16 protein-coding genes are annotated in these 12299 nt (G+C 35.5%); 5 read left to right on the top strand and 11 right to left on the bottom strand.

Translation table 11 applies throughout. From position 1 onward, the window contains the following. Positions 1-37: 37 nt before the first annotated feature. From SGJ10_04565 to SGJ10_04535, 7 genes are read right to left on the bottom strand one after another with little or no spacing between them, the layout of a single operon-like run. Positions 38-244 (bottom strand): hypothetical protein, encoded by a 207-nt coding sequence (locus SGJ10_04565; protein ID MDZ4757401.1) that lies wholly within the window; start codon positions 242-244, stop codon positions 38-40. A gap of 25 nt (positions 245-269) precedes the next feature. Then, positions 270-635: a hypothetical protein gene (locus tag SGJ10_04560; GenBank protein ID MDZ4757400.1), complete on the bottom strand. Its 366-nt coding sequence runs from the start codon at positions 633-635 to the stop codon at positions 270-272. A 13-nt stretch (positions 636-648) separates the two neighbouring features. Further along, positions 649-1107, bottom strand: coding sequence for a pantetheine-phosphate adenylyltransferase (gene coaD / locus SGJ10_04555; protein ID MDZ4757399.1), 459 nt, complete (start codon positions 1105-1107; stop codon positions 649-651). A 15-nt stretch (positions 1108-1122) separates the two neighbouring features. Next, on the bottom strand, positions 1123-1359 hold the full coding sequence (gene iscX / locus SGJ10_04550; GenBank protein MDZ4757398.1) for a Fe-S cluster assembly protein IscX: 237 nt from the start codon (positions 1357-1359) through the stop codon (positions 1123-1125). Positions 1360-1411: 52 nt separating this feature from the next. Beyond that, positions 1412-1741, bottom strand: coding sequence for a 2Fe-2S iron-sulfur cluster-binding protein (locus tag SGJ10_04545; GenBank protein ID MDZ4757397.1), 330 nt, complete (start codon positions 1739-1741; stop codon positions 1412-1414). Between the two features lie 39 nt (positions 1742-1780). Then, the gene (locus tag SGJ10_04540; GenBank protein MDZ4757396.1) at positions 1781-2530 is read right to left on the bottom strand and encodes a hypothetical protein; all 750 of its coding nucleotides are present in this window, start codon (positions 2528-2530) and stop codon (positions 1781-1783) included. A 43-nt stretch (positions 2531-2573) separates the two neighbouring features. Next, the gene (locus SGJ10_04535; protein MDZ4757395.1) at positions 2574-3554 is read right to left on the bottom strand and encodes a hypothetical protein; all 981 of its coding nucleotides are present in this window, start codon (positions 3552-3554) and stop codon (positions 2574-2576) included. Between the two features lie 199 nt (positions 3555-3753). Between SGJ10_04535 and SGJ10_04530 the strand changes: the two genes are divergently transcribed. The 3 genes from SGJ10_04530 (at position 3754) to SGJ10_04520 (ending at position 5769) form a co-directional block, all read left to right on the top strand. Beyond that, positions 3754-4704, top strand: a complete 951-nt coding sequence (locus SGJ10_04530) for an arginase family protein (protein MDZ4757394.1) — start codon at positions 3754-3756, stop codon at positions 4702-4704. A gap of 242 nt (positions 4705-4946) precedes the next feature. Beyond that, positions 4947-5378 (top strand): ribose 5-phosphate isomerase B, encoded by a 432-nt coding sequence (gene rpiB, locus SGJ10_04525; protein MDZ4757393.1) that lies wholly within the window; start codon positions 4947-4949, stop codon positions 5376-5378. Between the two features lies 1 nt (position 5379). Continuing rightward, the gene (locus SGJ10_04520; protein ID MDZ4757392.1) at positions 5380-5769 is read left to right on the top strand and encodes a phage holin family protein; all 390 of its coding nucleotides are present in this window, start codon (positions 5380-5382) and stop codon (positions 5767-5769) included. Positions 5770-6057: 288 nt separating this feature from the next. On the opposite strand, the gene dxs is transcribed toward SGJ10_04520, so the two are convergent. Next, the gene (gene dxs / locus SGJ10_04515; GenBank protein ID MDZ4757391.1) at positions 6058-7974 is read right to left on the bottom strand and encodes a 1-deoxy-D-xylulose-5-phosphate synthase; all 1917 of its coding nucleotides are present in this window, start codon (positions 7972-7974) and stop codon (positions 6058-6060) included. Positions 7975-8193: 219 nt separating this feature from the next. Here dxs and SGJ10_04510 point away from each other — a divergent pair, with 219 nt between their 5' ends. Beyond that, positions 8194-9000, top strand: coding sequence for a WG repeat-containing protein (locus tag SGJ10_04510; GenBank protein MDZ4757390.1), 807 nt, complete (start codon positions 8194-8196; stop codon positions 8998-9000). A 1-nt stretch (position 9001) separates the two neighbouring features. Next, positions 9002-9445 (top strand): hypothetical protein, encoded by a 444-nt coding sequence (locus SGJ10_04505; protein MDZ4757389.1) that lies wholly within the window; start codon positions 9002-9004, stop codon positions 9443-9445. Here SGJ10_04505 and SGJ10_04500 read toward each other — a convergent pair. From SGJ10_04500 to SGJ10_04490, 3 genes are all read right to left on the bottom strand, one after another. Then, positions 9442-9948: a hypothetical protein gene (locus SGJ10_04500; GenBank protein MDZ4757388.1), complete on the bottom strand. Its 507-nt coding sequence runs from the start codon at positions 9946-9948 to the stop codon at positions 9442-9444. The two genes, SGJ10_04505 and SGJ10_04500, sit on opposite strands and share 4 nt — an antisense overlap. Beyond that, complete coding sequence (locus tag SGJ10_04495; GenBank protein MDZ4757387.1) at positions 9945-11150, bottom strand: hypothetical protein; 1206 nt, start codon at positions 11148-11150, stop codon at positions 9945-9947. Before SGJ10_04495 ends, SGJ10_04500 begins: the two co-directional genes overlap by 4 nt. A gap of 158 nt (positions 11151-11308) precedes the next feature. Continuing rightward, positions 11309-12299: hypothetical protein (locus SGJ10_04490; GenBank protein MDZ4757386.1), on the bottom strand; the 991-nt coding region annotated here is incomplete at its 5' end.

The following is a 12299-nucleotide window of genomic DNA, read 5'->3' as shown; positions in this document are numbered from 1 at the left end:
TATTTCATGTGAAAAAGAAGAATAATTATTCATTATACTATGCTTTTAATTCAAAATAGACAATTGTTCCTGGTGGCTGAGTTTTTGAGCAGACCCTATATATATCAGAGAACTTCATAATGGTTTTAATAAATGCACGTTTTTGGGTAAATTTTTTAAGGTTCACGTCGGGGGCAAAGTCAAAAAGTGTAATATCGTAAGAGTTTACGGTAAGTGCCTGCCCTTCTTCATAGGAACTTCGCAATTGGCCTTGCTGTTTGAACTATGATTTAGACGTCAGAGTTAGGGCTCTCCGCAACAGAAAGCGTAAGCAATTTTTCTATATGAACTTTTGCAGCAATATCTGTTTGCAGCAATTTGCGTAAAGTAATGAGACCTATGCTACCGCCAGGCAATATAAACAGAGCGGTCATACCCGAAACTTTCAATACATCTTCTATAGAGTTCCGGAAGTTTTGAGCAGCGATATCATCATCAAAAACCTTCCCCGAATTGAGGTCGCCCAAGGCTACACAAGAATTATTTTTTAGTTTAGTAGCAAGCTCTTTGTCGCGACGCAAACTCTGTAACATATTTTGTTTGATATGCTCCATTTTTGTTGCTAACACATGTAGGTCTTTGATAAGTATTTGCAAGATGAAAAGAAAATTATATTTTAATACCGGGTGGAAGAAACTGTTCGATATTTCCGCCATTTCTATATATATCTCGAACAATGCTCGAGTTGATGGCTGTGAGGTTTGGCGGGCATACTAAAAACACAGTTTCAATTTGGGGAGCCAAGCATTGGTTCATTTGGGCTATGCTTTTTTCATAATCAAAATCGGGACTGCTTCTTAACCCACGCAGTAGATAAGCAGCTTCTACTTTTTTGCAATAATCGACCGTAAGTCCTTCGTACGTGTCAACCACCACATTGTCGATATTGCTAAATGCTTGTTGCAAAAACAACAATCTTTGTTCGAGCGTAAACAATGGTTTTTTGTCGGAATTGGTGCCTATGGCAACTATCACTTTTTGGAACAAAGAAGAAGCCCGTTGCACAATATCATAATGGCCCAAGGTGATAGGATCGAAACTGCCCGGGAAGACCGCTATTCTATTCATGGGTACTATAGTTTTTTATTTTCTATTGTCACGCCATTCATATACCCAATTACTTTGAATCATTTCCAAATGTCCTTCGGTGCATTCCTCCTTAGTGCCTTTAAAATTAGGAATTTCTAAAACCCAATCCATGAGCTCAGTGAAACGGATACGGTATATTTTAGATTCATCGAAATCGTTTCCAAACTTTTCGCACAAGGCCATGGCAATATCTTCGTAGTCGTTCCAGTATATAGGTAGTTCAAAACTCATTTTGTTTTTATATTATAGTTTCCTTTGTTTTAGGAATAGTAATTTATATATATTAATGGCCCACAAAACCTGTTTGGTCAGGAACCAATAACGTAACATCGCCACGTATTTCGCATTGGCAGGCAAGGCGGCTTTCCAAGGTTAAATTCTCGGCCATATCTATTCTGTCTTCTTCGTTTTCTTCCATTTCGCTCAGGTTTTCAATACCCGACTTAATATATACATGGCAAGTGGTACAACCACAAACTCCGCCACAGTTGTGTTGCAGTTTGATATTGTTTTCCATGGTAACATCCAAAATGTTTTCTCCCGCATCGGCAACTAGTGTTATGGGTTGAAGTGTTTTATCGGCAAATAAAAAAGTAACGTTATATTGATTCATTGATATGGGTGCAAAAATATATATAAAAACCTTAACAGCTCAATTCTTTTGTAAATCCTTTGCCATTTGGTCTACAGCTCGTTGCATTGTAGGTCTGTCGGAATTAAAGTTAATGGCTTGTAGCAAATAGGGTTCATTGTTACTGTCGTATACAATTTTAAACACATGGTAATTATATTTTGTTTTGGTAGCAAGGTTAAAGTAAGGGGAAGTAATAAGCTCGGGGTTTTTGTTGGTTTCTATTTCGCCCGATAAAGAGGTGCTATCTTTTATTATATAACTATATTTTAGTTTTTCGAAATAGGCAGGATCAAAACCATCTTTGAACATCAAAATATTTGCAGTGTCGAACGAGAAATCTATTTTGGCGGCACGTATGCTCTCATCCTTGGCGGGTATGTTTTTCCCATCCTTGGTATTCCATACAAATATGATATAGTCCTGTTTCGATTTTGTGTTGTTAATCTTGATATTGGATTCATAAAATGTTTTGTCTAAAATAATTTTATCATAAAAATCTTTGCTATAGGGATATAAAAATTTCAAAGCGAGCGGCACAGCAATAATTATTTGCACAAACATTTTGGTATTGCGAGACAATTTCACTTCACGCAGCCAGAAATCAAAAATAATAAGCACCAATAACCCTACAATAGAGAAAACACGTTTAAGGGCTTCAAAATTTTGTTTGTCGAAAAACAAAATAATCGCCTCGGTAAGAGCGAAGAAAATTAAAATAAAGGCCACATAAAACAGTGGTGAACGCAAATAACTAGCCTTTTTGAACATGGGGCAAAGTTATTGGTAAAATAAGGGAATATAGAAAAATGAATTAAGGGAGTTCTAATTTTTTGGCACGCCAGCAACGAATATCCATGATATATATATCGTGTTTGTCTATAAGATATTGAGCATCCAGTTTGTCTCTACATTTTTTGGTAAACACCACACGGTTGCCGTCGGGCGACACATTAGGCATTTCATAAGAACGACTGTTACAATTTGGGCGAAGATATTCTTTAATAGTTGAGTCGGTGAGGTTCCATTTTATTATCCAATCGGGCTGGCAAACAATAGCTTCATAGCCATTGGGCAACAAGCCAATATCGCTAAACTCAGAACGCGGGTCAGCAGTGGAAGTGTTGGTTTTGCTTTGGTAGTCGGCATTGTACTGAAATATTTGGCTACTACCGCCATTCAATCCAACCAATACGCCATTAACACCCGTAAAAGAAAGATTGCTTGTACCTATGTTTAAGACGGATTTTGTACTCCCATCTAAATCCATAATTGTATTTTTTTGAGTAGTTTGGTCGTAGAACAAAATTTGTGTTCCGTCCTTGTTCCAAGAAGGGCCGCTGGCTTTTTCCCTTATTTTCCGCATGGCGGTTCCATCTTTTTTCACTTTCCAAATATTGCGACTGTTGTCCTGAAATAAAATCCATTCGTTTGGGCCAGGGGTGAATGTCTTGAAACCAAAATCAACTTGTCTACCTCCCGTTAAAGTATCTATTTGGCCTCCCCTACTATATAATATCAGAGAAAAAGAATTTGTTCTGAGATTATATGAAAACAGTTGCATTATTCTATTACTAGTCCGGTGCAGGTCTAGATCAATAGTTTTGTAAGAAGTTTTTATATAATATAAAATTTCGGGATAAACGGGGTCGAACTTAGCCAAGTCTCTGCTGAATTGTGCAGACATGGTAATATATTTAGATAAGTCTACGCATACCTCTGGCTCATCGGGGTTATCCAAATCGGGTTTGGCTTTGCGGTGGCAACCCGCAAGGCATATAACGATGAGTAACAAATAAATGCCTTTATACATCGGCGATTTGGATTTTTGTTCTACAAATATAGCCCTTTGTTTTTTATTTCCAATTACTTAAACCACAATTACAGGCTCGGGGTTGTATGTAAAAGGTAAAAAAAACAATTTGTCGACATAAAATGCAGAAAATCAGCAGCCTAAAAAATTGAATTTTGTTCCCTTATATTTGCACGCATACATGGTAAGCCGAAGACCGATTCATATTATACAACTTATTAGCGATTTGGGTGCAAATCCCGCTAAACAAGGAGCAGCGTTTGGCCCAACCGCTTTGATAGATTTCGACAAAAGGCATCAAAATATTTTGTCTTCATATCCTTGCACAAAAATTGAAGTCCCTGAAACATTTTCACGCCCCGCTATTTTATATCCCTTTGCTAGGTATGTTGATATTATAGGCAGACACCAGTTAAATGCCAGAGAACAAATCTCAAGCATTATTGAACAAGGAAATTTTCCCTTCATTTTAAGTGGAGACCATAGCAATGCAGCATCGGCCATCGCCGCTATTAGAAATCAAAACCCAGATAAAAAAATTGGGGTAATATGGATAGATGCCCATGCCGACTTGCATACCCCGTACACCACGCCAAGCGGTAATATGCACGGTATGCCTGTAGCTATAAGCCTTGGAATAGACAATAATATATATAATAAAAACAAACCCTGCGATATAGAAGTGGCTTGGTGGGAAAAACTTAAAACACAGAACGGTTTAGCTATAAATTCCGTAAATTCAAGAGATATTGCATTTGTAGGAATCAGAGATTTGGAAGAAGAAGAATGGGACTATATACATGCTGAAAAAATAAAATATTATAGTCCTGCTGATATTAATGGAGAAAGCATCGAACAATTATACCAAAGCATTATGGAATATTTTAATGACTATGATTTATTATATGTTTCGTTCGATATAGACAGCATGGATAATGCCCTTGTGCCTGGCACAGGAACACCTGTGGTAAATGGTTTGACCAAAGAACAAGCGGGAGAATTATTAAATAGTTTGTGGAATACTCCTAAGGTTTGTGGTGTAGAAATAGCAGAAATAAATCCAAAAATAGAAAAGGAAACTACTTTGAAAAACGTATATGGAGTATTGGAAAAAATGTTTTCGCTGAAGTAGTAACTAATACCGAAACTCAATATATATTAGTCCAAAAGAAAGGGACTAATCCCGAATGCTTTCGGGATTAGTTCGGCATTACCATTCTAAAAACTAAATCGCCACAGGCGGAGAACTATTTTAGTTTAAGAATTGGTATTAAATAATATTTCATCTGTTTTTGTTAAACAATCTGATTTACTTTTGCATTTTATACCGCACGACTAAAATTATAGTGCATTTAAAAGTATAATATATAATAAATGATGAATATAGCTATTGGTGGCGACCATGCGGGCTTTGAGTACAAAGAAGTATTAATAACTTGGCTCAAAGAACAAGGTAATGAAGTAAAAGATTTTGGTCCGTTCTCGAACGACTCCTGCGATTATTCTGATTTTGCCCATCCGTTAGCACAAGCCGTGGCTAACAAAACATATAATATGGGTATTCTAATTTGTGGGAGCGGAAATGGTGTGTGCATTACGGCAAACAAACACAAAGACGCAAGAGCAGCCCTATGCTGGGAAGTAGAATTGGCAAGGCTTGCCCGCATGCACAACGATGCAAACATTATAGGTATCCCTGCCCGATTTGTAGACATTGAAAAAACAAAACAAATGATTCAAATGTTTATGGATAAACCATTCGAAGGAGGCAGACATCAGAACAGGGTGAATAAGATTAATATATAATATGAAGAACTTTTTTATCAGGCTATTGGTAACGGCAGTAGCGGTAATATTTGCTGTATACATGCTCGACCCGCATGTAAAACTTAAGGGAGGTTTTGTAGAAGCTTTTTTACTGGCGTGTGTACTTGGGTTTTTAAACGCAGTATTGAAACCGCTGTTGGTGCTACTTACACTGCCTATCACCGTTCTCACATTGGGAATTTTTTATTTTTTTCTCAATGCCTTTATTATATATATTGCAACCTATATAGATGATAACTTTAAAGTTGAAAGTTTGTGGTGGGCGTTCTTGTTTAGTGTAATAGTTTCAATAATTACTGCTATTATAGAAACCGTATTGCGGAGGGATAAAATTCTTACAGTGGATCAGTCGGAAAAAGAGGAAGTTTAATACCGAAACTCAATATATAATAGTCCAAAAAAAGGGGACTAATCCCCCCCGCGAACTTGCGTGGCTTTCGGGATGTAGTTCGGCATTACCATATTACAAACTAATCCGCCTCGGGCGGAGAATTAATATAGTTTAAGAAATGGTATTAATTGTAGCCGTTTAAAAACCAGTTCTTTTCTAGAATACGGATTTTATATATACCCGTATCCTGAGCTTTTATGCTTACTAAAAAAACATAAAAAAGAAGAACACAAAAAATATTTCATCAAAAAAAAACAGGGCAAGTTGTTAGACGTTTACCAGGATATTGGTAACCGCACTTATAATCGCATCAGTATCATAACCACATTCATTATATAATTCATCCTGTTCGCCATGTTCAATTACATTGTCGGGCATACCCATGATGTGCACTTGCGAATGATAGTTATTTTCGGCCATAAATTCCAAAACCGCACTGCCCATTCCACCCTTAATGGTTCCATCTTCTATGGTAATTACTTTATCGAATTTGGAAAAAACTTCATGCAATAATTCTTCATCGAGGGGTTTTACAAAACGGATATCATAATGAGCTACAGAATGTCCACTTTCTTCAAGTTTTTCTAAAGCCTTTGTAGCATAGTTTCCTATATGTCCCAATGATATAATAGCAACATCAGATCCGTCTTTTAATTTGCGTCCTTTGCCAATTTCAATCTCCGCAAAAGGCTTACGCCAATCGGCCATTACACCATTTCCACGGGGATAACGAATAGTAAAAGGGCCTTCGTATTTACCCAGCTGTGCTGTATACATCAAGTTACGCAATTCTTCTTCGTTCATGGGTGCACTCACTATCATATTCGGTACGCAACGCATATAGGCGATGTCCAATGCACCATGGTGGGTAGGCCCATCGGCACCTGCAATACCTGCACGGTCGAGACAAAAAACAACATTCAGTTTTTGTATAGCTACATCGTGAACCACTTGGTCGTAGGCACGTTGCATAAACGAACTATATATATTGCAAAAAGGCAACATGCCCTGTGTAGCAAGTCCCGCAGAAAAAGTAACTGCATGTTGTTCGGCAATGCCGACATCAAAAGCACGATCGGGCATTGCCTTCATCATAATATTCATGGAACTGCCACTAGGCATGGCTGGGGTAATCCCTACAATTTTATCATTCATTTCAGCAAGCTCAACCAAGGTATGGCCAAATACGTCTTGATATTTTGGCGGCTGTGGGGCTTCATAGGTTTTCTTATAAATCTCGCCCGATATTTTATCGAACAAACCAGGGGCATGCCACTTGGTCTGGTCTTTTTCGGCCAAAGGAAAGCCTTTTCCTTTCACGGTTAATACGTGCAATAGTTTTGGCCCCGGGATTTTTTTAAGATCACGCATCACTTCCACCAAATGGTGCACATCGTGCCCATCTACTGGGCCAAAATAACGGAAGTTGAGACTCTCAAAAAGATTACTATGCTTAAGCAAAAGGGCTTTTATACTTTTACGCAATTTGCTGGCAAACTTTTGAGCGTTTGGCCCAAGTTTGTCTATATGCCCTGCGATATTCCACAGCTCATCTTTTACTTTATTATAAGTACCACTGGCGGTGATATCGGTGAGATAATCTTTTAATGCTCCCACATTGGGGTCAATGCTCATGCAATTATCGTTGAGCACGACAAGTAAATTTGCATTCTCAACACCAGCATGGTTTAGTCCTTCAAACGCCATCCCGGCAGTCATGGAACCGTCGCCAATAACTGCAATGTGTTGGCGGTCGTGTTCCCCTTTTAGTTTAGAGGCAACAGCCATTCCCAATGCAGCAGAGATTGAAGTGGATGAGTGACCTACGCCAAAAGTATCATATTCGCTTTCACTGCGTTTTGGGAAACCACTTAAGCCTTTATAAATGCGATTGGTATGAAACATATCGCGGCGGCCTGTGAGTATTTTGTGACCGTAAGCTTGGTGACCCACGTCCCACACCAATTGGTCGTAGGGCGTATCAAATATATAATGCAAGGCTACGGTGAGTTCCACAACACCCAAACTGGCACCAAAGTGGCCACCATTGATAGAAACATTGTCGATTATAAACTGCCTTAAATCGCTGCAAACCTTTACCAGTTCTTTTTCTTTGAACTTTTTCAGGTCTGCAGGTGTTTGAATTTTTGAAAGGTATTTGCCTGGCTCTATTTCGTAACTCATTCTTTTTTATATTAAGATGTATACGCTTCGAATTGAAATATTGTTTGCAAATTTCCGTAATTATTTGTGAATTATGACAATAAAAATTCCGAACCTGACAAAGTTCCATTGCCGAAAGGCGAAAAAATTTGGACAGAAATTTGTTTAGTGGGCAAACTGCTTTTATTATTGTAAGAAAAAAGAAGTATTTTTTTTAACAACAAGCTCAAAAACAAATTGATGCACCAAAGATTTAAAATAAGGTTTCTGGGAACTATCATTCTGATTTTTATCGGTGTGCATGCGTTTGCCCAGCAATCTACAAAAATATTTGTGCCATTTCGTGTGGGAAATGTATGGGGCTATAGCGACACCACAGGGAAGATTTTGATTAAACCTCGATTTACAGAAGTTTTTCCCTTTGATGGTCTTTATGGCATGATACGCGAAAATGGCGTTTGCAAATGGATAGATCAAAAAGGAGAAGTCCATGATAAAATGTTTGGAGGAGAACCCGATTGCGAGGAATACGAGGATTTTGGACGTGCGGCAGACGATGTGACGGGCTTGGAAAATATAGGTGGAAAATATGGTAGGGCAGATAGTGTTTCGTATAATATTCCTTTTGTATATGAAAACTTTAAACCCAGTTCCGTAGAAAATAGGTTTGCATTGATGAAGAATGGCTTGTGGGGAGTGGTGGACAAAAAGAATAAAATTATAGTGCCGTTTAAATATACAGATATGATAGTTTTAGATGCCACGCACTTCTTGGCTAAGAACGATAGTGCTTATGGTATTTTAGATATTACTGGCAGGGTAACGGTTCCCTTCACTTATGACGGTATCAAAGATTTTGATGGTAAAATACTGATTGCACGCAAAGGAGAGTATTGGGGATATGTGAACGCTCGTGGCCGACAGATTACTGGTTTTAAATATGCTGCCTGCAAACCATTCGTAAAGGGCTTGGCCATAGTTACACTTCCTACTGAGCAGATAGGTTATATAGATATGCGGGGACGGGAATATTGGAAAGAACTATAACATGCAAAAACTATTTTATATATATCTATTTCTTATCATATTTGCTTGCGGTAAAAGCACCAAAGAGGATGCAATACCTTATGTTACAGTTGATACTTATGTCAATATAACGCTCACTCAATATATAAAACTACAAAACCCGGGAGGGTGGGCTGTGATTGATAATGTGGGAGTGCGAGGTATTGCCGTTTTTAAAAATATAGCAAGTGAATACAAAGCTTTCGACCTCAATTGTAGTTACCGCCCTTTAGATAGCTGTTCAAAACTAGTTGTTGATTCTTCGGGCTTTTTTATGAAATGTGGTAAATATGTTGGAGCAACATGGACTCCTTGTTGCGGTTCTCAATTTGGTACCGATGGCTTGCCTTTAAAAAACCCCGCTACAAGGCAATTGAGAGAATATGCTACCGTACTAACAGGTAATATTTTGCATATATATAATTAATTTTTGTAAAAAGCGTATATTTTTGCCAATGTTTCTAAACTGAGAGGTTTTGCTGAAAATAATTCTTCGGTAGGAATATATAATACTTTTTTATTTTTTATTAGCAATAGTGCAGGCGTAGTATATACATTGTATTGTGTAAACAGACTCTTGTGTTTAGGTTTTTGTGAGATAAAATCTGTTTTTTCAACCGTATAATCAAATAGTATTTTATCTAAATATTTATTTACCACTGTTACGGCATAAGTGTTATACTCTTCAGAGTCAGTCAGTATTATCGCTACAAATGAATCAACAGAATTGGTATTTTTTAAACTATCAAAAAGAGGTACTAGCTCACCAAAGCAATTATAACAGTTTCGATTGTTTTTTAATAGAATAAGGAAGCTGCTCGCAGAGGTATCTATATTTTCAATTAGATTTTTCTTATTGTACACTATATCATACTGAGCATTTGCCATGAAGCTAGTAACCGAAAATAATGAAATTAACAGAAATTTCATTTGATGTATTTAAAGACTAGGACACCCCAATTTATAACATTTTCTTTAGCGTATGAGTCACATTTCTTAATCATCGAGCCATACGTTTCGTTTATCTGATAGGGACAAAATTCGGACAATATAACATAAATATATTTGCCATTCGAGTATATGTCATTTGAATAAATAAGTTCTGGAAAAGGCCGACTGTCGGTTTTTATTGTATCTTTTACGACAGCAAGTTCTATAGTAGAAATTTTAATATTTGAATCTGAGACTACTAAACTTTTGTTTTCAATTTTCACAAAATCAATTTGCCGAACATCCTTCTTTAATCCTGTTTTGTATGATACTATAAAGCTTGCTTTATTATAAGGAATTATCTTTTCAATTCTGTAATTTGTTTGGTCAGATTCATATATGTTTTCAATAATTTGTTTGGTATTATGGGTTGAAGTTTTTTCATTTTCATATTTAGTCCAACTTGGAATAATTCTTATCAATGAATCTGTTAGTTTCAAATTCATATCATAGACTTTTATTTTATAATCAAGGGTGTTTGATAAAATAATTTTCTTGTCAATTACTTCTATCCAATTATGGATAAGCGAACTATACGCTATTCCATCAAAATGAGGAAAAATAGATTTTGAAACAGTATCAGAATGTATATTATATATTGATAGAACTACTTTTTCTTTTTGATTCAATGGGTGACTATTATAGCAAAAGAGAAAAAGAAAATCCTCGTTGCTTAGTTGTTTAATTTCTTGGTAGTAATATCGCCGTGCTATTTTTTTATATAGGCGATACTCTCCGCTACTTTTCTTTTTTAAAACAATAATATTAGTATGATTATTTATAAATATATATTTTTCACCCCAAGAAACATAAAAATTTGTAAACCATCCACCAGTATACTCTAAATCAAATCCATTATATTTAAAGGATAAACGCAAGGAATCAGTCTTGTTTTTTGTTGTATTAAAACGGTATATTTTTATCACGGAATCTGAATTGAAAACCTCATCAATATTGTTTGAAGCAAAATCAACAAAATATAGTTTGTTATTAGAAAAAGAGGTAATTGGTTTTTTGTATTCTGAAGAGCTCTTTTTTACTTTTGTGTTAATGACTTTTTGAAAAGTAAATGATTGACATACAGAAAATAAATTAAAATATAATGTAAAGAGTGTTAGTCCCAGTATTTTTTTAAATTGCATAAATTATTTTGTAAATTCAAAAACAAAAATACCGAAACTATTTCCATTTCTATCTATATTGTCTAAACATTTTTTCATTGAAACCCTACTTGAGAAGCAGAGACACAGATTACTAATGGAATATCAATAATATTGTTATCCAAAAAAAAATAGCATGGTCATTTTTTAAAGTTAAAAACCATAACTCCAAAAGTTGTAAAATGGTCTTTGACATACTCATCATATTTTTTACTTAATTCTCTAACAGTATATCCCAAACATTCTGGAAAATAACTTTGCCAGATAAGATAGACCTTATTTTTATAAAAGTGTAAATCAGGCGTGTAATTTAACTCGGGGAAGGGTCTATTTAACACAGTTATCGTATCATTAAAGTCAGATAGATCGGTAATATTTGTTATTAGATTTGAATCCTTTAAAATCCATTGATTCTTGTTCTTCTTAGTCCAAATATCTACATTCCTAACTTTCCCTGTTTCACCTGCTAGTTTATATGATATAAGTATTTTACTTTCGTTAACGAAAAATATTTTTTCAATTCGGCTAATATTCTTATCTGCATTATGAAGATTTTCGATACTATTTTTAATATTGTAGTTATCATAATTTTTTATAAAAAGAGAATCGTTGGTGTTTTTCCAGTTGGCGATACTTCTTTTCAAGAAAAAGACAGAATCCAAATTATTGCTGTATATAGTAATATTATATTTTAAAGGGTCGGCCAATAAAAAATATTTAGAATTATTATCGTACCATTTATGGGTTAGGTGGCTATACTCTAAACCAGCGAGTTCTGGTTTAATGTTTTTAACTATTGTATTGGTATTCAAATTATATTTCGATATTACCACCCTGTCTGTTTTAGGTATGTCATCATAATTATACAACTGAACCAATAAATATTCTGATTTTGTAATTTGCTTTACAGATTCGTACCTATATGGCTTAAGAAAAGATTTTGAAAAAGTATAAAAACCAGGTTTGATACGTGTAAAAACCAGTAAATTTTTAAAACAACTTAGTATTATGTTTTTTTCATCCCATGAAACTGCAAAAGAACTCATACTATAATTAATCAACTCACTAACATTTATCATGTTCTTAAATGAAACAATAAGGGAATCTGAAATTTTACGTTTGATATTATAC

The sequence above is a fragment of the Bacteroidota bacterium genome (assembly GCA_034439655.1).
Classification (GTDB): Bacteria; Bacteroidota; Bacteroidia; order UKL13-3; family UKL13-3; genus CANJUD01.
The sequence above is the reverse complement of the archived record's forward strand: the minus strand, read 5'-3'. Positions and strand labels throughout refer to the sequence as shown.